This window comes from Lactivibrio alcoholicus, assembly GCF_055390895.1.
Genome location: NZ_AP042471.1, coordinates 2132504 through 2153303, shown reverse-complemented (window position 1 = coordinate 2153303; position 20800 = coordinate 2132504). Strand labels below are relative to the sequence as shown.

Here is a 20800-nt window from a genome sequence, read left to right as displayed (position 1 = left end):
GATCCGAAACCTCCCTTTCCCGCAAGAACGGGGGAGAGACGTTTCCCTCCCCCGTCGTATATCCTTTCTATTCCTTCAGGAGCCCCTTTTCGACGTAATACTTCTTCGCGCCCGGATGAAGCGGAACGGCCATTCCGTCGAGGGCCGTCTTCAGTTCGAAGTTCGCGAAGTAGTTCAGGCGCTCGCGAAGGAACGGCACGTTTTCGTGGAGCATCTTCGTGATCTTGTAGATGACGTCCTCCGGCATATCCTCGTACGTCAGCAGCGAACCGATCGCGGCGACGACCTGGACGTCCTTGTCGTACCCGGGATAGGTCCCCGCCGGGATGACCGCCGGAGCGTAGTGGGGGAACTTCATGACGATCTCGTGGACCTTGGCGGTCTCGATCGGAATCAGGCCGACCTTGCCGGAGCGAATCATGTCGGAAACCTGCGCGTTCGGCGCGTTCGTCGTCCAGATGTGGGCCTGGGAGTCGCCGGTCTTGAGCGCCTCCTCGACCTCGGAGCGACCGAAGCGTTCGACCGTCACGTCCGCGTCGGCAAGGCCGTAAACGGACATGAACTCGCGCGTGTTGACCTCGATCCCCTGTCCGACGGAGCCGTAGTCGACCTTCTTGCCCTTGAAGTCCGCGATGCTCTTGATCCCCGCGTCCGTGTTCACGAGAATGTGCGCGGGCATCGGATAGATCGCGGTCACGTAGCGCAGCGTCTTGATCGGCTTGTCCTTGAACGAGCCCGTTCCGTTCCACGCGTCGTTCACCGTGGACGACTGCACCATTCCGAGTTCAATTTCCTTCGTCCCGAGGTTGATGCAGTTCTTGACAGATCCGCCGGTGACGGCCGTGAAGTTGATGTCCTTCACCTTCGCGGTTCCCAGCTGCGCGATCGTATTTCCGATCAGGTAGAATCCGCCGCCCACCGTACTCGTTCCGATCCGGACGAACACATCCGCCGCCGGAGCGGACGAGGCCGCCAAAAGAACCATCGCCGCCGCAAGTGCTCCCAAACTCCGCTTCATTGCACACCCTCCCTTGAATTGGATTCCATTCGTTTCGAGCCCCGCACCGGGGAAAAACGAATCCGCACTTTCCGACGATACGCACAAAGCCCGAAGACCACCGTGCAGAACGCTTCGGGATCAAAACGCCTCGTCGAGAAACTCGCACTTCTTCGCGTCGAGCTGCTTGCGGACCCAACCGCGGTCCGCCGTTCCGTCGATCGCCGCCTGAAGCTTCGCCGTATCGCTCTTCTGGAACTCCTGCGCCTCGCGCAAGACGCGCTCGGCGTCGCGCCGCGGGATGACGATGACGCCATCCTCGTCGCCGACGACGATATCCCCGGGGTGAACCTCGACCCCGCCGCACGAAATCGGAACGTTCACCTCTCCCGGTCCCTCCTTGTACGGGCCGCCGGGCGTCGAGCCCGTCGCGTAGACGGGGAGTCCCGCCGTGGCGATGGCGCCCGCATCGCGGATCGGGCCGTCGAGAACGATTCCCGCCAACCCTTTCCGCTTCGCGTACTGCACCATGATCTCGCCCATCAGAGAACGGTTCCGCCCGCCCTCGTTGGAGACGACCACGACGTCCCCCTCGCCCGCCATGTCGAACGCCTGGTGGATCATCAGGTTGTCGCCGTAACACGTCTTCACGGTCAGCGCGACGCCGACCATATTCGACTCCCCGGCGAGCGTCATTCGACGAATCTCCGGATGCATCGCGAAATGCCGTCCCATGCAGTCCGCGACGTTCGCGGCCGGAATCGAGCGGAACGCCTCGACCAGCTCCCTCGGCGGCGTATTTCGTTTCATATACACGCGGAATCCTACGGACATATCTCACTCTTCCCTTTCTCTGCCGCGTTCCCCGTTCACCGAAGAACGCGCCGTTCTGACGGGATCAGCAATAGTTCTTTTTCTGCCAGATTCCGTACACGTCCGCCAGCGTCTTCGGAGCGACGCCTCCGAGTTCCTCGCGCGTTCCGAGCGAGGCGGACTTCTTCAGCCGCCGGACGATCGCCTCGGCCATGATCGGCTCGACGCCGACGTCGCGCATCTGCCCGATGGACTCCTCGACTTCGAACGCGCGCCGCTCCGCGTGGACGAGGTCCGCCGCGATCATCCGCTGCGCCGTGTTCTCGAACGGGACGTTCAGCGTCGCCGCGAGCGACGAGAGGACGATATCCTCCGCCCCGCTCCGGCGCGCGAACAGGAAGGTTTCCACGAGAAGCGCCTCGAGCCCCTTCATGAAGACGCTGCGGACGAGCTTGATCGCCGACGCCGCTCCCGCATGTCCCTCCGTGACCTCGATCTTCATGCCGTAGGGCGCCATCATCGCGGCCCATTCGGCCGCCGCCGCTCCGGACGCGAGGATCGGCACGCGGTGTCCGTTGACCGGCAGGGGGCCGAGCATCGCTCCGTCCACGCACCGGATTCCCCGCGCCGAAAACGCGTCTTCCATCTCGCGCTTCGAGGCGGGTTTCGCCGTCGTGACGTCCACGTAGAACTGCCCGGCCCGCATGAGCGGCAGCGCGTCCCGAGCGGCCTGCGGCGCGTACTTCGCCTGAACCGCGGCGATAACGACGTCCGCGCGCGCAAGCATGTCGGCGAGCGAATCGCACAGGACCGCGCCCGCTTCCGCCGCTCGGGACCGGATCGTGTCCGCATATGCGCCGTCGTTCGAAAGCGCGGCGTCGAACCCGACGATGTCGCCCCACCCGGCCCCCTCCAGGCCCTTCGACATGTGGTAGGCGACCTCGCCGAAACCGATGAAGCCCAGAACTCCGCTCATGCAGTCACCTTCGTTCCGCGTCTACTCGACGAACTTCGGCAGGAATTCCTTCTCCTGCTCGCGGAACTTCGGCACGCCGACCAGGTCCTTGAACTCCGTAAAGGTGGCGACGAGATCGGTCCGGCCGGGAGCGAGCTGTCCCCCCTTGATGGCTTCGAGGTACTTCTCGACGCCGCGCATCGCCGCGAACGTGGTTCCGACCGGGATGCTCACGCGCGCGACGCCCATGGCCGCGAGGTCCTTCACGGGGACGAGCGGCGTCTTTCCGCCCTCGACGTTGTCGAAGAGGTTGATGCTCACGAGCGCCCTGATCTCCCTGACGGCGCGGCCGATCTCCTCGACCGACCGGGGAGCCTCGACGAAGATCATGTCGGCGCCGGCGTCGGCGTACGCGTTTCCGCGCCGGATCGCCCCGTCGACGCCTTCGACCGCGATCGCGTCCGTACGCGCGTTGATGATGAAGTCGGGGTCGAGTTCGTCGCGCACCTTGCAGCACGCGCGGATCTTCAGGACCATCTCCTCCGTCGGAACGATCGTCTTGCCCTCGATATGGCCGCACCGCTTCGGAAAGACCTGATCCTCGATGTTCATTCCGGCGGCTCCGGCCTTGATGTACTGCTCCGTGACGCGCATCGCGTTGATGCTGTTGCCGAATCCCGTGTCGGCGTCGCCCATGACGGGGATCGACACGGCGTCGACGATGTTGCGCGTGAAGTTCAGCATGTCCGTCGACGACAGGAACGCCATGTCGGGCAGCCCGAGATACGTCGCGGCCAGGCCGAACCCGCTGACCTGGATGATCTCGAAACCGGCGCGCTCGATGAGCTTCGCGGAGATCACGTCATGCGCCCCCGGCGCCGGAACCGCCCGCCGTTCCTTCAGAATCCTGCGGAGAATCGTACTCTTCTTCATCGGAGCCTCCTTGAAAAACTTCCAATATATGGAAGTTATTTTCAATATATGGTATATTTATAATACCTGATCCCAAGGGCTTGTCAATCCGGCAAAAGGGAATATTCTGATGCGTGCGGGCCGACACCCGGCGGCGCGCAGCGAAGAAGAAGCGGAGGAGACATGTCATGCGATCATCCGAACACGAAGGGGGCACGGCCGCCCTCAAGAAGGGACTTTCCGTCCTCACCTGCTTTTCGTGGTACACACCGGCGCTCTCCGTCTCCGAGATCGCCGCGAAGCTCTCCCTGCCGCTTTCCACGGCGTCTCGGATCGTCTCCGCGCTCGTCGAGACGGGGTTCCTCGACAGGGACGATAGTTCGAGGCAGCTCCGCCTCGGGTCCGTCTGCTACTATCTCGGTTCTCTCGCGAAGCGGAGCGGGGCGCTGCGGACGGTCGCGCTTCCCTACATGGAGGAACTCAGGCGGCGTTTCAACGAAACGGTCAATCTCTACCTGCGCGAGGGGCGCATCCGCGTCTGCTACGAACAGCTCGAAAGTTCGCACAATCTCAAGCGATCCGCGAAACTCGGCGACCGTTTCCCCCTCTGGGCCGGAGCCTCGGGACGATGTTTTCTCGCGTTCATGTCAGCCGACGAGGTCGCGGCGGTCCTCAGGGACTCGACCCCGCTGACGCCGAATACGCTCGTCGATCCCGCGAAGGTCGAGGAACGCCTTCGAATCGTCCGGACCCGGGGATACGAGATGAGTACGGCGGAACGCGAACAGGGGGTCTCCTCGGTCGCGGTGCCGATATTCGACGCGAGCAACGCGCCCGTCGCGTGCCTGACCGTCTCGGGGCCGATTCCGAGGTTCACCGAGCCGATGATCGCCGAACTGGTCCCCGCGGCCCTCGAAAGCGCCCGCGCGATTTCGCTCCGTCTCGGCGCCGATCTCGAGGAGGGAACGACGCTTCCACGACCGGAAGCCGCGAACGACGGGAAGGGGGAATGACTCCGTGAAACCGCTCGATTCTTTCAGGGCGATTCTCGACGCGAGGGAGGAACGGACTCGCCGGCGCCTGGACTTCGCGAAACGATACGGACGCGCCATTCTCACCGTCACGATGAACATTCCGGGGCCCGACAAGAGTCCGGAACGCTACACCCACGCCTTCCGGACATTCGTTTCGGCGTTCGCCGCGTTCTGGAGCGAGATCGACTCCGGTATCCGGCATCTCGGCGTCATCGAAGGCATGGCCGGAACCGAGGCGCACTTCGCGACCCGCATCGACGCGGCGGACGCGAAGCGCCGCGCCGTCGGGTTCGAAAGCGCCCACCCGTGGGGAAGGTGCTTCGACATCGACGTTCTGGATCCCGAAGGGATCCCCGTGTCGAGACAGGGTCTCGGACTGCCGGAGCGCTCCTGTCTGTGCTGCCCGCTTCCGGCGCGTCTCTGCGCGCGCGACCGGACACACCCGCTCGCGGATCTTCTGGACGCGATCGATCGTGTGCTCGCGCTGCCGCCCGAACGATGAGGCTGAGTCTCCTCGAGCGGACGGTCCGCGATCGGGCGCTCCGGGCGATGCTCTACGAAACGGCCGTCCATCCGAAGCCTGGGCTCGTCGGTCCGTTCGACGCGGGGGCGCACCGCGACATGACGCGGTTCACGTTCATCGACAGCGCCGTCGCGCTCGCTCCGTGGATGCCGCTCTTCGTCCGCGCCGGTTTTCGCCGCAGGGCCGCGGCTCCTGGCGACCTGCTTCCGGTCGTCCGCCGGATCGGACGCCGCGCCGAACGGGCGATGTTCCGCGCGACGGGCGGCGTCAATACCCACAAGGGGCTTCTCTTTTCGTTCGCCATCCTGTGCGCGGCCGTCGGCCTGCTCGCATCGCGGGAGGAACCGGCCTCTCCGGAGCGACTCAGCGCCGTCGCCTCAGGAATCGTCGGAGGGATCGTGGAACGGGAACTCGCGTCTCTCCTCGTCACCCCCCCCTCCAGGCCACTCACCGCCGGGGAACGGCTCTACCTGAGCCACGGCCTCACCGGCGTCAGGGGAGAAGCGGAACTCGGGTTCCCGACCGTCGTCCGGCACGCGTTGCCCTTCCTCCGCGAAGCGCTGGATTCGGGACGATCTCCGGCCGAAGCCGGAACCGACACGCTTTGCGTCATCATGACGCGCTCGGACGACACGAACGTCGTCCACCGCGCAGGAATCGAAGGGCTCGAGTTCATGCGTGCGACAGCGAGGAAAATTCTCGCCGCGGGGGGAATGTCCACGGCGGAGGGAAGGCTCCTGCTCGCCGAGGCCGAACGCGCCTTCATGGAACGCGACATCAGTCCCGGCGGCAGCGCCGACCTTCTCGCCGTCGCCTTCATGCTGTATTTTTTCGTCTGAGCGCAGCCGAAAAGGACTCAATAGTTTATTAAAAAAACTATTGTTTTTCATTCTTCTTTCCGCTTCGGACGCCTCTCTTTACGGATTGAATATTTCCCGATCGTGAACGATCGTCTTGCACGCGTCCGGACTTCAGGGGATAATGAATTCGCTTTTTGCATGAAGGGATGTCTGCGATGCTTTCGATCGTCTGTACACGCTCCGATCCTGGATGGAACGGACGGCGGCATTCGTCCGCGGAGCGAAGTCCGTTTTTTTCATGATTGAATTGCGGCGCGTTCTCGCAGTGTCGTTTTTCCTGTTTCTCTGCCTGTTCGCGACATCCCGGATCGCAACCGGAATGCCGCGTCGTGTCGTCTACGGCATGGTGGAACTCCGGCCGCTGTTTTTTCGCGACGAACTGGGAGCCTTTCGTGGGTTCTTCGTCGATCTTCTTCAGGCCGTAGCCGGGGAAGAAGGCTGGGATCTCGCTTTCGTTTCCGCTCCGGGCGAGAGGCTCGTCTCCCGCCTGGCTTCGGGAGAGATCGATCTCGCGAGCATGACTCCGACGCCGCGCCTGACGGCCCAGTTCGACTTTTCGAAGATCGCCCACTACGGTACGTGGTTCACGATTTTCATGCACCCAGGGGAATCGTTTCTCGACATTCTCGACCTTCGAGGCCGGACGATCGCGGCCCAGAGGGGCTTCATCGGAATATCCGAACTCCGGAAGATTGCGGAACAGCTGAAGATGGACGTCCCGGTCCTCGACTTCGCGACGATCGGGGAGGCCTTCGACGCGGTCTCGAAGGGACACGCCCACGGCGTCCTCGCCGAATACGCCATCAACCTTCCCCTGGCCCGGAAGCACCATCTTCTCCGAACGCCGCTCGTCTTTTCGCCGAGCCGGGTCTTCTTCGCCACGACGAAGGGACGGAACCCGGACCTTCTCGCGGCGCTCGACCGACGCCTTTCCGACATGATCGGCGACGCGAAATCCCCCTATTACACGTTCCAGCGGCGCTGGCTCTACGACGAGGATCTCACCTTCATCCCGAACTGGACATACTGGGCCTTCGGCATCGGACTTCTGGTCCTGCTCGTGTTCACCTGCGGCATCATCCGCATCGCCCGCACGAGCGCGGCCCTGCGGTCCAGGCAGCGGGAACTTTCGCGCCTGCTCGGACACGAAACCGCAGTCTCCGAAATCGCGCGCATCCTGCTGAGCCACCGCGGCGCCGAAGACGTTCTCTCGCGGACGTGCGTTCGTCTTCGAGAGGCATCGGGCAGTCCGTGGTGCGCCATCGTCCGCATCGTCGCTCGCGAAGGCGGAAAAACGGCAAACGATTCGGCGGGCGGTCAGTGCCTCCACGTCATCGCCGAGTCCCGCGACGTCCCTCCGCACGCGAGCGCGGAATCCCCGACGCCGGCCCGCCTTCCCGTAGGACGTTCCCTTCTTCCGTTCATCGACTCCCTGAAGGAAGGAAAGAACGTCCTCCTCGGAAGGGACGCGATCCTGAACGCGCTGCCCGATGTCTCGCCGGGAAACGCTCACACATTTCTGTTCCTTCCGGTGTCCGAAGGGCGAACCATTTGGGGGACGCTCGGCGTCGCCTCCGTACAGCCGGACTTCGCCTGGGACGAAGAGACGCTCCGTCTCTTGCGGACGACCGCCGACATGGCCGGTGCCTTCCTTCGGATCCGCTCGGTCGAATCGGAACTCAGAAAAACGAGCGAAGTCGATCCCCTGACGGGGATCATGAACCGGCACGCGTTTCTCGAAACGCTCCGGCGCGAGATCTCCCGGAGCCTCCGCCACGGATACCCGCTGGTCCTCGCGATCGCCGACCTCGATCACTTCAAGGAAATCAACGACACGTTCGGCCACGATACCGGCGACCTCGTCCTCATGGACGTCGCGCAGGCGATCCGGGAGGAGCTCAGAGCGGAGGACCGCGTCGGACGCCTCGACGGCGAGGAGTTCGGGATCCTGATGCCCGAGAGCTTCCGGGAAGACGCCCAAGCGGCGCTCGAACGCATCCGCCTTCGGATCGAGTCCCTGAGCCGGGCGGGCGGTTTTGTCGGGAATCAGCGAAGCGTCGCCTCGCCGAAGATCAGCATCGGATTCACCCTCTTCAGGGGACGCGACGACTCCTCGCAATCGCTGTACCGACGGGCGGATCAGGCGCTGTATCGGGCGAAGGCGGCGGGGGGCAACGGGATCCTCGGGGACTGAACGCGTCCCGTCGGACGCCGGGGAGGGGGAACTATACGCCCGGTCCGCGGAGGATGTCGAGAACTTCCAGAAAAACGGGAACGAGATCCGGGTCGAACTGGCTTCCGGCGCACCGGACCAGTTCTTCGCGGGCCCGCGCTTCGCCGAACGGGGGTTTGTACGGTCTCTCGCTCCGCATGGCGTCGTAGGCGTCCGCGATCGAGACGATGCGGGCCGCAAGCGGAATGGCCCAACCGGAGAGTCCGAGGGGATATCCCGTTCCGTCCCACCGTTCGTGATGTCCCCGGATTCCGTCCGCCGCCGACGCGATATCCGGCGACGAGGCGCGCGCGATCCTGAAGCCCACGTCCGGATGTCTCCGGATCACCCGCCATTCCTCTTCCGACAGGGGCCCCGACTTCGAGAGAATACTCAGGGGGACCGATATCTTTCCGATGTCGTGGAGTCGTGCGACGAGATCCAGAATTTCGAGCCCCGCGTCGTCGAGCCGAAGCGCCTTCCCGATTCCGGCGCAGAGCGCGCGCAATCTGTCGGCATGTCCCTTCGTCTCCCGCGACGTCTCTTCCATCATCGTCTCGATCGTCTGCAGCAGAGCGTTGTGCATCGATCCCCGCCTGCCGCGCTTCTGTCTGAGCATACGCTCTTCCGCGATCTGAAGCAGCTCGCTCATCGGGCGTTCTCCCGTCGTCCGCGAAGCGCATCCCGTCGAAAAGCCGTACGGAATCCCTTCCGTCGGACACCCGGCAATCGCCGAGATGCGTTCGCTTATCCCCCTCACAAAGTCGGGACCGACGCCTGGCAGAAGCACGCAAAACTCGTCCTCTCCGATCCGGGCGATGACGTCCTTCGCACGACACGCGCCGCGAAGGACATCCGCGATATGGCGGAGAACCGCATCTCCCCTGTCGGTCCCGAACACGTCGTTGATCGTCTGCAGTCCGTCGATATCGAGCGCGAGAAGACTTGCCGAAAGCGTTTCCGGCGAACCGTCCGCCTCGCGCAGGATCCCGTCGAATGACGCCCGCGTCCGGAGTCCCGTGAGCGCATCCGTCTCGTCCGTTCCGCATCTCCCGCCGGACGTTCCGTCATCCCACGCCAGAAAACACCGGTACTCCCCCGGTATTCGGGCGAAGATCCCGGTGTCGTTCCTGATCGACACCACGGACGATGTCCGCTTCCGGGAGTCGCGGCGAACGCGTACGGGCCTGCCCCCCGCGTTTCTCATCCATGCGGGCAGGGAGCGCGTATACGCGATTTCCCCCGTGATCCGGCGCCATTCGGCGTTCCAGAACAGCGGGCGTCCCGTCATGTCCGCGACGCAGACGCCGACGGGAACGAACGACAACGGGTTCGTTTCCAGAGGGATGGACCACACGAGATCGCCGACGACCGATCGCGCCGTACAGTCGAAGGCATTCCCGTCCTGAAACGCGTGCACGTGGAAAAACGACGGCTCCTCGAGATACAGCGGGCATTCGGGACACGGGGTTTCCCTTCGCCGGAACACGCGATGGCACGCGCGACCGGCGAGGTATCGGACATCGGACGGTCCGTCGTCAAGAAAACAGGACGCGCTCCAGATCACGCACCTCGGCCCCACGAGGCATTCGTATTCTTCGCGCATCACCGAACCGGCGTTTCCGGGCCCTTCCCGCACGGCTGGCTCTCCTCCTCCCGAACGACGAAGAATTCCCCGGCACCGGGGGCATTCCGGCCGATGCCGATCCATCGTTCCCCATCCCCTCTTTCAGGTGCTCGTATACGGCGACAGGACGTCCGGCCGAAGCGCCGCATCGGAGAAATTGCCCCGTCATGAAGGCAACCGTCGGATCCGGTTCGGCGAGAAGGACGAGAGGCCTTCCCATGCGTACGCGCCGTATGTGCCAGGAGGCAGACCGATACGAAACCTCCCTCCGGTTCGAGCGGCGGGAGAGCGCCCGGCTGCGTGGGAAAAAGAGCGACATTGGGAAAACCATGTGAAGAATATGCGACGGCATCTCCTTCATCGGGGCGCGCGGACAGCGGATAACGAAAGTGCGGAACGCTCCGGGCAACGAAGCGTTCCGCACTGTGGCCTATTTATTTCTTCGGCACGAGTCCGTTCGGGACCGCGTCGCCGAGGACGAAGCGTCCGACGAGCTTCTGCAACTTCTCGGCCGTCGCGGCCATGTCCTGCGCCTCCGTCGCGATCCCCTCGGCAGCCTTCGTCGTCTCGACGGACGCGGATCTGATCGAATCGACCGACTCGACGATCTCTCCCGCCGAAGCCGTCACGCTCTGGATCGCGCTCGACATCTCCTCGCTCGAGGCCGCCTGCTCTTCCGATACGGCCGCGATGCTCTGGACGGCGTCGGCGACGCGCGCTATTTCCGAAACAGCCCCTTTGAGCTTCTCCTGCGTCCCGGCCGCCCGCTTCATGGTCTCGTTGAGGATCCTGCCCGTGTTCTCCGTCGCGGAAATCGAGTCGCCGGAGTGCCTCTGGAGTCCGTCGATCAGCTTGTTGACCTCGTTCGCCGCCCGCGCCGATTCCTCCGCGAGCTTCCTGACCTCCTCGGCCACCACCGCGAAGCCCCGTCCCGCCTCTCCGGCCCTCGCCGCCTCGATCGCCGCGTTCAGCGCCAGAAGGTTCGTCTGGTCCGCGATCGACGTTATCGTCGTCACGAATCCCGAGATGTCCTCGACCGACTTCGCGAGCGCCCTGATCCGATCGATGCTCTTCGCCGATTCCCCCGCGGCGTTCCTGATGTTGCCGATGACTTCGTCGACTTCCTTCACGGAAGTGCCTGCCGAGGCGGACGCCCGCGCCGCGTTCTCGGCCCCGTCGCCGGACGTCTTCGCGACGGACTGGGCGCTCGACGCGATCTCCTCGATCGACGCGTTCGCCTCCTCCAGCGCGGCGGAACTGTGCTCCATCATCTCGCGAACCTTCTCGATCGATCCCGAGACCTCCTCCATCGAGGAGAGCGTCTCCTCCGAAAGCGACGCGAGGGTTTCGGCGCGTTTCGCCGTTTCCTCGGATTCCTTCCGGATCGAGGTCATGACATCCCGCAGCGACGCGACCATGGCGTTGAGGATCTGCGAGATATGGGCGATCTCGTCCTTTCCCGAGTCGTCGTAACGGACCGTCAGGTCACCGTCGCCGAGCTTTTCGGTTACCCGTTCCATCGATCCGATGGACTTCGTGAGTCCCCTGGCGATGACGAAGATGACGCCGCCCGTCACGACGAGGGCGACGGCCGCGATCACGAGAAGAATCGTCGTCAGCCCCCGGACCGTCGACGCGATCTCCAAAACGGGATACTGGATGCCGAGAAAGAACCCCCGTTGCGTCGGGGCGTAGAACATCTGTTTCTCCTCGCCCCGGTAGGCGTACGTTTCGAACCCGGCCTCCCCGGAGATCATCTTCTTCGCGACCGAACGAAGCGTTTCGGGAAACTTCTCGTCCTTCGCGAGATTCGCCCTGAGGATATCGTCCTTTTCCGGACCGGCGGCGACGGTCCCGTCCCTGAGAAGCAGCATTCCGTAGCCTTTGCCGAAAATCCGGAGATTCGCGATCGATTCGTTCGACCCCGCGATATCCATATCTCCCGTCAGGACGCCCAGGAGCGCGCCGTCCTCGTACAGCGCGGTCGCCACCGAAACGACCAGCTTCTTCGTGATCTGGCTGACGTACGGGTCGGTGAAGATGACCTTCCCCTTTCCCGCCGCCACGGCCTCCCTGTACCACGGTTGGGTACGGGCGTCGTAGTCCGCCGGTTCCTTCCATCCGAGCCCGTCGGAAAGCTTCCCGGTCGCCTCGTACCCCATGTAGATATCGGAGACGCCGCTTTCCGCGGCGCTCCGGAGCACCGACGAAAGGATTCGTTCGATGCCGTCCTCGTCCCTGACGTCGAGCTGCGAATACGCGTGACGAACGGAATCCGCCGCGGCGCGGACGACTCCGGCGACCGTATTGCAGAGTCCGTCGATATTGCCCGCGGCGCCTCTGACGATCTCCATTCCGGCCCTGTCCACCTGATCGCGCATCATGGAGGCCCCGCGATAGTACGTCACGCCCGCCATCGTCGCTATGACGACGAGAACGACGACCGCCATTCCGAGAAGCTTGCCCCGAATCGTCAACCCCTATCCCTCCGTCGCACACAGGATTCTTGAGATCTTTTGTGTTTCCACTATATTACGGAAAAGTATCGCTTCGACCAGTTTTCTTTCTCTATGTTTCCGTTATTTCCACTTTTTTTCACGCCGCGTCACAACAACCGATAGAGCTGTGCGGGCCGCCCCACGGAGCGAAACGACACCGTCCTGCAAAGGAACCCGCACGCCGCGAGGTACTCCAGGTAGCGCCAGGCGGTCGTCCGGGAAATCCCCCACTCCGCGGCGATGTCGGCGACGCGGCTCAGGACGATCATCATCGAATCGCTGAACCGCTGGACGATCCTGACCGATTCGAGATCTCCGCGCCGCGACATCGCGGGCTCCATCAGGACGATATCGAAAGAGGCGCGCCGCAGCTCGTCCTTCATCTCCTCGCAGGTGAACGCCCTCCCGGCGCAGACAAACCCTCCGTTGCGCTGCACGCATCGTCCGACGATATACATGACCATCGGATCGGGCCCCGCGATCAGAACGCGTATCGAATCCCGACCCGCTTCCTCCCCTGGAACGTTCCGGCTCTCCACCCGTCGACCCACTCCCTCGTCCGGCCGCCCGACGCAACCGAACAGCATTCCATATCGCACGGGCATCCATGGCGCGCACCGTGCGTCTCTCCCGTTCCGTTCCGGTCCGTTCTGTATCGTCACTTCGCGAGCGGGGAGAGAATAACGAAAAGAAGAACAGCGAAGCGGTAGTTCCCTAATGAAAAACCGATGGTCCGGTTCCGTGCGACCGGTAATACTACATCTCGTGAAAGTCGTTGTCTTGTGTAAACTATTGCATTTTTCCCGGAGCGATATTTTACGCGGTGGGCATTTTGCCAGCAGACCGGTGTCTCTGCAGCGAGTGCGAAGTTTCCGTCGGATTCCGAACCTTTCTTCCCGAAATGACAATATACCTAATTTTATTTTTCGTGTTATAATGTCCTGAAGTTTACCACCCCGAAGAGCGGGTGAAACTTGGGGAGCGATACGGACATGGACAAGGCGGTGCTTCTTCTCGAGGACGGGGCGTTTTTCACCGGAACGGCGTTCGGCCGGACCGGGACGAGCGCGGGCGAGGTGGTCTTCAACACGGCGATGACGGGATATCAGGAGACGCTGACCGATCCTTCCTATAACGGACAGATCGTCGCGATGACCTATCCCCTGATCGGGAACTACGGCTTCAACGACGACGACGTCGAGTCATCGCGGCCGCGCGTCGAGGGCTTCGTGGTCAAGGAGCTCTGCGACGGCCCGGGAAACTGGCGGAGCACGATACGCCCCGCGGACTACTTCCGCGAACACGGCATCGTGGGCATCCGCGGGGTCGATACGCGCGCGCTGACGCGTCACCTTCGCGTTCGGGGAAGCATGTTCGGCATCATATCGTCCGAACGCGGCGACGCGTCCGTTCTCATGGAACGACTCGCGACGGCGAAATCGGTCCGTCGGGATCTCGTGGCCGAAGTGACCGTGGCGAAACCTCGCTTCGTCCCCGGAGAAGGAAAGCGCCTCGCGGTCCTCGACTTCGGCGTCAAGGAATCGATCCTGCGATCGCTCGCGTCCCGCGGTTGCGCGCTCTCGGTCTTCCCGGCGTTCTCGACGCCCGAAGAGATTCTCGCGTGCGCGCCCGACGGCGTCGTACTCTCGAACGGCCCCGGGGATCCGCGCGATATCCCGACATGCCTCGACACGGTCCGCTCCCTGATCGGGACTCGTCCGATCCTCGGGATCTGTCTGGGACACCAGCTTCTCGGCCTCGCGCTCGGCGGCGAGACCTACAAGCTTCCGTTCGGGCACCACGGCGGCAACCATCCCGTGAAAAACCTCGTCACGGGCCGGTGCGCGATCACGTCCCAGAACCACAATTACGCGCTTGGGGCCGGCTTCGCCGACGACGTCGCCATCACGCACGTGAACGTCAACGACGGAACGGTCGAAGGATTCCGCCACGCGTCCCTGCCGATCCTGAGCGTTCAGTTCCATCCGGAGGCCGCTCCGGGACCGCGCGACAGCGCGTCGATTTTCGACGACTTTCTCTCTCTCGTGGAGGATTGCCATGCCTCGGCGAACGGATATTGAGAAGGTTCTCGTGATCGGTTCCGGACCGATCACGATCGGTCAGGCGGCCGAATTCGACTACTCCGGCACGCAGGCCTGCACGGCGCTCCGGGAAGAGGGCATATCGGTCGTTCTCGTCAACAGCAACCCGGCGACGATCATGACGGACGCCGATATCGCGGACCGGGTCTACATCGAGCCGATCACGCCCGAGTACGTGAAGGCGATCATCCGGCGGGAATGCCCCGACGGGATTCTCGCCTCCCTCGGTGGACAGACGGGGCTCAACATGGCCGTCCGGCTCGCGGAGGACGGAATTCTCGACGAATTCGGCGTCGAACTTCTCGGGACATCGCTCGACTCGATCCGAAAGGCGGAAGACCGCGAACTGTTCAAGAAGACGATGGTCGGAATCGGCGAAAAGGTTCCTCACAGCACGATCGTCACGAACATGGACGCTGCCGTCGCTTTCGCGGCCGAAGTCGGATTCCCGATCATCGTGCGCCCGGCCTACACGCTCGGCGGAACGGGAGGGGGCATCGCCCGCGGTCTCGATGAATTCCGCTACATCTGCGGCAAGGGACTCAAGCTCAGCATGATCGGGCAGGTGCTTCTCGAACAGAGCGTCGCCGGGTGGAAGGAGATCGAGTACGAGGTCATGCGCGACGGCGCCGACAACTGCATCGTCATCTGCAACATGGAGAATTTCGACCCGGTCGGCGTCCATACCGGCGACAGCATCGTCGTCGCGCCGAGCCAGACGCTGTCGGACGTCGAATACCAGATGCTCCGGTCCGCTTCGATCCGGATCATCAGGGCTCTCGGGATCTGCGGCGGATGCAACATCCAGTACGCGCTGAACCCGGAAAGCTTCGAATACGTCGTGATCGAGGTCAATCCCCGAGTCAGCCGGTCGAGCGCGCTCGCGTCGAAGGCGACCGGGTATCCGATCGCGCGCGTCACGGCGAAGATCGCACTGGGGCTCACCCTCGACGAGATCAGGAACCCCGTCACGGGGACGACGTCTGCGTGTTTCGAACCAGCGCTCGACTATGTCGTGACGAAGGTCCCGCGCTGGCCGTTCGACAAGTTCGCGGGCGCCGACAGGACGCTCGGCACGCAGATGAAGGCGACCGGAGAGGTCATGGCGATCGGGCGGACGTTCGAGGAATCGTTGCTCAAAGCCATCGACTCGCTCGACGTCAAGTTCGACTACCAGCTCGGACTGAGCCTCTTCGAGCCGTTCTCCCGCGAACAGCTTCTCGATTTCATGAAGGGACACAACGACCAGATCGTCTTCGCGATCTGCAAGGCGCTCCAGAAGGGCGTCACCGTCAAAGAAATCGTTTCCGTCACCCGCATCGACGAGTTCTTCGTCCGAAAGCTCGAGAACGTCGTCCGGCTCGCGGAGGAGATCCGGGACTCGGGCTTTCTCCGGCTCGACTACGATCTGTACTCCAGGGCCAAGAAAATCGGCTTCGGCGACTCGTACATCGCGAACCTCGCCGGCGTCCCGCTCGATTCCGTCATGAGGTTCCGCCGGAAATTCCCGGTCAACCCGGTCTTCAAGATCGTCGACACGTGCGCCGGGGAGTTCGAGGCCGTCACTCCCTACTTCTACTCCACCTACGAGGAAACGGACGACGTCCGCGTGTCCGACCGCCGCAAGGCGCTCGTCATAGGGTCGGGACCGATCCGGATCGGACAGGGCATCGAGTTCGACTACTGCAGCGTCCATTCCGTCCGAGCCCTGCGGGAACTCGGGATCGAGTCCATCATCGTCAACAACAATCCGGAAACCGTCAGTACGGACTTCGACACGTCCGACAGACTGTACTTCGAGCCTCTCACGAAGGAGTGCGTCATGGACGTCATCGCCAGAGAACGCCCCGAAGGCGTGATCGTCCAGTTCGGCGGCCAGACCGCGATCAACCTCGCCGCGCAGCTCCAGGCCGAGGGCATCCGGATTCTCGGGACATCCGTCGAGAGCATCGACATGGCCGAGGACCGCGAGCGATTCCTCGAACTCCTCACGAGCCTCGGGATCCCGTTTCCCGCTGGAGGCAGCGCGACATCGGTCGAAGAGGCTCTGGACATCGCCGGACGCATCGGATACCCCGTTCTCGTGCGGCCGTCGTACGTCCTCGGAGGACGCGCGATGGAGATCGTCTACGGAGATTCGGAACTCGCGGAATATATGGGACGCGCCGTGGATCTCTCGACGGGACACCCTGTCCTGATCGACAGGTACATCCCCGGCAGAGAGGTCGAGGTGGACGGAATCTGCGACGGCTCCGAGATCCTGATCCCTGGGATCATGGAACACTTCGAGCGCGCGGGCGTCCACTCCGGCGACAGCATCGCCGTCTACCCGCCCCGAACGCTCGACGCCGAGACGATCGACACGATCGTCTCGTACGCCGGACGTCTCGCCGCGGCGCTCCGGATCGTGGGGCTCTTCAACATCCAGTTCGTTCTCGACGCGCACGGACGCGTTCACGTGATCGAGGTCAATCCGCGCGCGAGCCGGACGGTTCCCGTCATGAGCAAGATCACGGGAATCCCGATGGTGGACGTGGCGACGAAGCTGATGTTCGGCGCGACGATCCGGAGCCTCGGGTACGCGCCCGGGCTCGCGGCGGAGACAGGATTCGTCGCCGTCAAGGCACCCGTCTTCTCGTTTTCGAAAATGACGAACGTGGACACCTTCCTCGGCCCCGAAATGAAATCGACGGGAGAAGTCATGGGCGTGGACGCCGATTACGGGACGGCGCTCTACAAGGCGCTCCTCGCTTCGGGGCTCTCGATCCCTCCGTCAGGCCGGGTGCTTCTCTCGGTCGCCGACCGCGACAAACCCGAGTGCGTCCGGATCGCGCGCGCATTCGCGGAACGAGGGTACGACCTCTGCGCGACGGAGGACACGCACGCGGCGCTCGCGGGCGGGGGCGTTCCGGTCCGACTCGTCCCGCGCGGCGATGCCATCGGAGAGATCGTCGGCAACCGGATCTCGTTCGTCATCAACACGCCGACCCGCGGCAGAATCCCGGACCGATTCGGCTTCCTGCTCCGGCGCACCGCGATCGAGTACGGCGTCCCCTGCATCACGTCGCTCGATACGGTCGAGGCCATGCTCCAGGTGATCGACCGTTTCGTCGACCCGGGGCGGATCTCGGTGAACGCGCTCGACGAATACTCGGGAAAGCTCCGGGACGAACCGGCGTCTGCCTGACAACGCCCCCGGTCGCGCACGGAACGGAGCCGGACCGGTATGACCCCGGCCCGGCTCCGTTCCGTTTCCCGCATCGTATAATGGGTCTTCGAAGAGTGTCATCATCCCGATCCGAGGTGAATCGCGTGCGCTACGAAACCGATCGGCTCGTCCTGCGTTCCATTTCCAGGAGGGATGCCCCCCTTCTGCTCGACTACCTTTCGCGGAACCGCGACTTTCTCGCCGGGTGGGAACCGATCCGCGAGGAGTCATACTACACACCGGAGTCGGTCGCCGAAATCATCCGGTCGGAACACGCCGACCACAGGCGCAAGAGCGCGCTCAAGCTCCACATCTCGAAGAAGGGCGAACGCAGGATTATCGGGTATATCGGACTCTCGAACATCGTCCGGGGGGCGTTCCTTTCGTGCTTCGTCGGCTGCCGTCTCGATTCCGCGGAGATCAACAGAGGGTACACGACCGAGGCACTCGGCGAGGTTATCCGGATCGCGTTCGGATCGATGGGACTCCACAGGATCGAGGCGAATATCATTCCGAGGAACGTCCGCTCACGCAGGGTCGTCGAGAAACTCGGCTTCACGCTCGAAGGCCTGAGCCGGAAGTACCTCCGCATCAACGGGGTCTGGGAGGACCACCTCCACTACGTCCTTCTCAACGACGGGATCTAGCCCTGAAGATCCGCGATCGCGGACAGAAACGCGCCGCACCCCGTCTTCCTGCGGTGGAGCTTGTCGCGGTACATCCTGTCGTCGGCGACCCGGAAGGCCGTGCGCATCGGCGTCGCCGGGTCGGCCGACATGGCCCATCCGAGCGAGAGACGCGGAACGGCGAGGGAATTCGTGCCGGCGCGCGCGCCGCGATCGCGGAGCGCCTCCCCGATCCGGCCGACGATATGCTCCATCAGGCTCTCGTCGGCTCCCGGAAGCAGGATCGTGAATTCGTCCCCGCCGATCCGTGCGACGATATCCGTCTTCCGGACGACGTTCTCGAGCACGCGGGCCGTGTCGACGAGAAGCGCGTCCCCCTGGCCGTGCCCGAGCGTGTCGTTCACGAGCTTGAGGCCGTCGACGTCCGCCACGAGAAGTCCGACGGCTCCGGTCCGCCGGTGGTCGAGCCGGTCGAGTTCCTCCTCGAAGTAGGTCCTGTTGTACAGCCCCGTCAGGGCGTCGTGGAAGCTCAGGAAACGGAGCTGTTCCTCGGTCGCCTCCCGTTCCGTGATGTCGCGGATCGCGGCGATGTGGACCCGCCGCCCCCTCCAGTCGAAGTGCGTCGCGCGGATTTCGACCGGGAAGACCGTTCCGTCCTTCTTCCGGTGCCACCTCGTGGGAATCGATGTCATGCCCTCGAGCGTCGCACGCGTCGTCTCGTCGGGTTCCGCGGAGACGTCCGTATTCCTGAACGCGAGGAGTTCCTCGCGCGAATAGCCGTAGAGGAGTTCCGCCGCGCGGTTCACCTCGAGGATCCGTCCGCCGTCGTCCTCGATCAGGAAGATGGCGTCCGACTCCATCTCGAAGAGCTGGCGGTAGCGGTCCTCGCTCTCCTTCAGTTCCTCGGCCCGCGCCTGCGCGAGCTCCATCTGCTCCTGAAGCGCTTCCGTCCTGATCCTGACCATCTTTCGAAGCGTTCCGACGATGACGAGCAGGATGACGGCCACGATTCCCGCGACGACGAAGGCGATCTGAAATGCCCTGATCGTTCCTCCGTTCCCGAGGGGATCCCCCATCCACCGCCGGTCGATCTCGCGATATTCCGCGTCCGTGATGGCCGAGAACCCCGTCTCGAGAAGTCGCATCGTCGCGACGTCTCCCTTGCGGACGGCCCTGTGGAAGAATCCTCCGTAAAGAGGTTCCGACTGCCGGAAATCCTCGCGCAGCCCGAACCGGTAGAGGAAATAGTGGGCGGGCGGTTCGTCGACGACGAAGACCGCAACGTCGCGGGAACGCGCGGCCGTGACGATCTTCTCGTAACTATCATACTCGACGAGATCCCTGACGCCGTGACTTTCAAGAAACCGGATGGCGGCATCCCCCTTCTTCACGGCGACCCGGAACCCCTGAAGCGAAGATGCGTCGGCAATTCCGGAAAGCTCCGACCTGAAAAAGATCGGGACGTCGATCGGAGCGTAGGGCTCCGAGAAGTCGAAGACGCGCTCGCGGTCCTCGCTCCGGAAGACGGTATCGATAACGTCGAAATCTCCGGAAGCCATCCGGGACAGGGCTTCGCTCCAGTCCATGCCGAACAGCTCGACTCGGATTCCGGCACGCTCCCCGAAGAGACGCCACTGATCGACGAGGATCCCCCGCAATATTCCGCTCCCGTCCCGGAAGATGAACGGCGGGTAGTTGTCGTCGAGGACGACGCGAAGCGGTCCCGGACGCGTCGACGTGACCGTCGCCTCCGCATCGGCCCGAACCGCGGCGAAAGGGAACAATGCGACGACGAGAAAAAGGCCTGCGATCACCCGGAACAGGAAACGGAACCGACCCGACACGAACACCCCTCCCGCAGCCTCGACGGAAACCGGAAACGCTTCGGAACACCCGAGGCACGTTTCGGCCTTTTCGATAGTGTAATACGAAACGGAGTGCAGGAACAGCCCGCATCTTTCGCGAGCGATAAGCGAGCGGCAAGCGACCGCAACGCTCAGTCGCATATTCTGCAATGTTCCGTATTTACTGTATTATACAACAAAACAGGACATTGACATTTTTATAGTGCTATTTAATAATGCAATACTTCGGAAGACGGGATGAAGCCATTTCCCGGAATCTGCTTTGCACCTTGAGGCTTCATGAGGTGTGTGGTGCGTGGTTTTTTGTTCTTAATCGCCATGTTCGCACACTCTTCGGGTTCCCGATGCGAGCGTCCTCGAGAGCGGTTCACAACCAGTTCCCCTCAGGAGAGAAGAGCCATGCGTCGCAGGCGAACGGCCGGACTGAACGTGTGCGGCGCCGCGATCGCGAACATGATCTGCGTCAACAACGTCATCGCGGCGGTCATGGCGTACCTCATCTCGAAAGGCTTCAACCCGCTCCCACTGAAGGCGTAACCCGACGGAATCGGGAGAGTTCAATCAGGTC

16 protein-coding genes are annotated in these 20800 nt (G+C 63.3%); 8 read left to right on the top strand and 8 right to left on the bottom strand.

Annotated elements, in window-relative coordinates:
• Nucleotides 1-67 precede the first annotated feature (67 nt).
• The 4 genes from ACZ5IU_RS09865 to ACZ5IU_RS09850 form a co-directional block, all read right to left on the bottom strand.
• Nucleotides 68-1018, bottom strand: a complete 951-nt coding sequence (locus ACZ5IU_RS09865; protein ID WP_464416786.1) for a TAXI family TRAP transporter solute-binding subunit — start codon at nt 1016-1018, stop codon at nt 68-70.
• Between the two features lie 120 nt (nt 1019-1138).
• Nucleotides 1139-1807 (bottom strand): RraA family protein, encoded by a 669-nt coding sequence (locus ACZ5IU_RS09860; RefSeq protein WP_464416784.1) that lies wholly within the window; start codon nt 1805-1807, stop codon nt 1139-1141.
• Nucleotides 1808-1895: 88 nt separating this feature from the next.
• Nucleotides 1896-2786, bottom strand: coding sequence for an NAD(P)-dependent oxidoreductase (locus ACZ5IU_RS09855; RefSeq protein ID WP_464416782.1), 891 nt, complete (start codon nt 2784-2786; stop codon nt 1896-1898).
• Nucleotides 2787-2807: 21 nt separating this feature from the next.
• Nucleotides 2808-3698, bottom strand: coding sequence for an isocitrate lyase/PEP mutase family protein (locus ACZ5IU_RS09850; protein WP_464416780.1), 891 nt, complete (start codon nt 3696-3698; stop codon nt 2808-2810).
• Between the two features lie 167 nt (nt 3699-3865).
• On the opposite strand from ACZ5IU_RS09850, the gene ACZ5IU_RS09845 reads away from it, so the two are divergent.
• The 4 genes from ACZ5IU_RS09845 to ACZ5IU_RS09830 all read left to right on the top strand — a co-directional run bounded on the left by ACZ5IU_RS09845 (nt 3866) and on the right by ACZ5IU_RS09830 (nt 8288).
• Complete coding sequence (locus ACZ5IU_RS09845) at nt 3866-4690, top strand: IclR family transcriptional regulator (protein WP_464416778.1); 825 nt, start codon at nt 3866-3868, stop codon at nt 4688-4690.
• 4 nt (nt 4691-4694) lie between these two features.
• Nucleotides 4695-5213 carry a citrate lyase holo-[acyl-carrier protein] synthase gene (citX, locus tag ACZ5IU_RS09840; RefSeq protein WP_464416776.1) on the top strand — a complete coding sequence of 173 codons (519 nt, stop codon included), beginning with the start codon at nt 4695-4697 and terminating at the stop codon, nt 5211-5213.
• On the top strand, nt 5210-6073 hold the full coding sequence (citG, locus tag ACZ5IU_RS09835) for a triphosphoribosyl-dephospho-CoA synthase CitG (RefSeq protein ID WP_464416774.1): 864 nt from the start codon (nt 5210-5212) through the stop codon (nt 6071-6073). Before citX ends, citG begins: the two co-directional genes overlap by 4 nt.
• A gap of 259 nt (nt 6074-6332) precedes the next feature.
• Nucleotides 6333-8288 carry a diguanylate cyclase gene (locus tag ACZ5IU_RS09830; protein ID WP_464416772.1) on the top strand — a complete coding sequence of 652 codons (1956 nt, stop codon included), beginning with the start codon at nt 6333-6335 and terminating at the stop codon, nt 8286-8288.
• A 31-nt stretch (nt 8289-8319) separates the two neighbouring features.
• On the opposite strand, the gene ACZ5IU_RS09825 is transcribed toward ACZ5IU_RS09830, so the two are convergent.
• From ACZ5IU_RS09825 to ACZ5IU_RS09815, 3 genes are all read right to left on the bottom strand, one after another.
• Nucleotides 8320-9945, bottom strand: coding sequence for an HD domain-containing phosphohydrolase (locus tag ACZ5IU_RS09825; RefSeq protein WP_464416770.1), 1626 nt, complete (start codon nt 9943-9945; stop codon nt 8320-8322).
• Nucleotides 9946-10367: 422 nt separating this feature from the next.
• Nucleotides 10368-12410 carry a methyl-accepting chemotaxis protein gene (locus ACZ5IU_RS09820; protein ID WP_464416768.1) on the bottom strand — a complete coding sequence of 681 codons (2043 nt, stop codon included), beginning with the start codon at nt 12408-12410 and terminating at the stop codon, nt 10368-10370.
• A 128-nt stretch (nt 12411-12538) separates the two neighbouring features.
• Complete coding sequence (locus ACZ5IU_RS09815; protein ID WP_464416766.1) at nt 12539-12970, bottom strand: response regulator; 432 nt, start codon at nt 12968-12970, stop codon at nt 12539-12541.
• Nucleotides 12971-13423: 453 nt separating this feature from the next.
• Here ACZ5IU_RS09815 and carA point away from each other — a divergent pair, with 453 nt between their 5' ends.
• The 3 genes from carA (at nt 13424) to ACZ5IU_RS09800 (ending at nt 18388) form a co-directional block, all read left to right on the top strand.
• Nucleotides 13424-14512, top strand: a complete 1089-nt coding sequence (gene carA / locus ACZ5IU_RS09810) for a glutamine-hydrolyzing carbamoyl-phosphate synthase small subunit (RefSeq protein ID WP_464416764.1) — start codon at nt 13424-13426, stop codon at nt 14510-14512.
• On the top strand, nt 14490-17720 hold the full coding sequence (gene carB / locus ACZ5IU_RS09805; RefSeq protein WP_464416762.1) for a carbamoyl-phosphate synthase (glutamine-hydrolyzing) large subunit: 3231 nt from the start codon (nt 14490-14492) through the stop codon (nt 17718-17720). The genes carA and carB overlap by 23 nt, the downstream gene beginning before the upstream one ends.
• A gap of 125 nt (nt 17721-17845) precedes the next feature.
• Complete coding sequence (locus ACZ5IU_RS09800) at nt 17846-18388, top strand: GNAT family N-acetyltransferase (protein ID WP_464416760.1); 543 nt, start codon at nt 17846-17848, stop codon at nt 18386-18388.
• Here ACZ5IU_RS09800 and ACZ5IU_RS09795 read toward each other — a convergent pair.
• Nucleotides 18385-20211 carry a diguanylate cyclase gene (locus ACZ5IU_RS09795; protein WP_464416758.1) on the bottom strand — a complete coding sequence of 609 codons (1827 nt, stop codon included), beginning with the start codon at nt 20209-20211 and terminating at the stop codon, nt 18385-18387. The two genes, ACZ5IU_RS09800 and ACZ5IU_RS09795, sit on opposite strands and share 4 nt — an antisense overlap.
• 420 nt (nt 20212-20631) lie before the next feature.
• Here ACZ5IU_RS09795 and ACZ5IU_RS09790 point away from each other — a divergent pair, with 420 nt between their 5' ends.
• A complete protein-coding gene (locus ACZ5IU_RS09790) occupies nt 20632-20769 on the top strand; it encodes a hypothetical protein (RefSeq protein WP_464416756.1) in 138 nt (45 codons plus the stop codon).
• Nucleotides 20770-20800: the final 31 nt, after the last annotated feature.

Bases quoted from the DNA above. Each gene is read 5' to 3' on its own strand.
- ACZ5IU_RS09865 (WP_464416786.1), bottom strand. From the start codon at position 1,018: ATGAAGCGGAGTTTGGGAGCACTTGCGGCGGCGATGGTTCTTTTGGCG.
- ACZ5IU_RS09860 (WP_464416784.1), bottom strand. From the start codon at position 1,807: ATGAAACGAAATACGCCGCCGAGGGAGCTGGTCGAGGCGTTCCGCTCG.
- ACZ5IU_RS09855 (WP_464416782.1), bottom strand. From the start codon at position 2,786: ATGAGCGGAGTTCTGGGCTTCATCGGTTTCGGCGAGGTCGCCTACCAC.
- ACZ5IU_RS09850 (WP_464416780.1), bottom strand. From the start codon at position 3,698: ATGAAGAAGAGTACGATTCTCCGCAGGATTCTGAAGGAACGGCGGGCG.
- ACZ5IU_RS09845 (WP_464416778.1), top strand. From the start codon at position 3,866: ATGCGATCATCCGAACACGAAGGGGGCACGGCCGCCCTCAAGAAGGGA.
- citG (WP_464416774.1), top strand. From the start codon at position 5,210: ATGAGGCTGAGTCTCCTCGAGCGGACGGTCCGCGATCGGGCGCTCCGG.
- ACZ5IU_RS09830 (WP_464416772.1), top strand. From the start codon at position 6,333: ATGATTGAATTGCGGCGCGTTCTCGCAGTGTCGTTTTTCCTGTTTCTC.
- carA (WP_464416764.1), top strand. From the start codon at position 13,424: ATGGACAAGGCGGTGCTTCTTCTCGAGGACGGGGCGTTTTTCACCGGA.
- carB (WP_464416762.1), top strand. From the start codon at position 14,490: ATGCCTCGGCGAACGGATATTGAGAAGGTTCTCGTGATCGGTTCCGGA.
- ACZ5IU_RS09790 (WP_464416756.1), top strand. From the start codon at position 20,632: ATGCGTCGCAGGCGAACGGCCGGACTGAACGTGTGCGGCGCCGCGATC.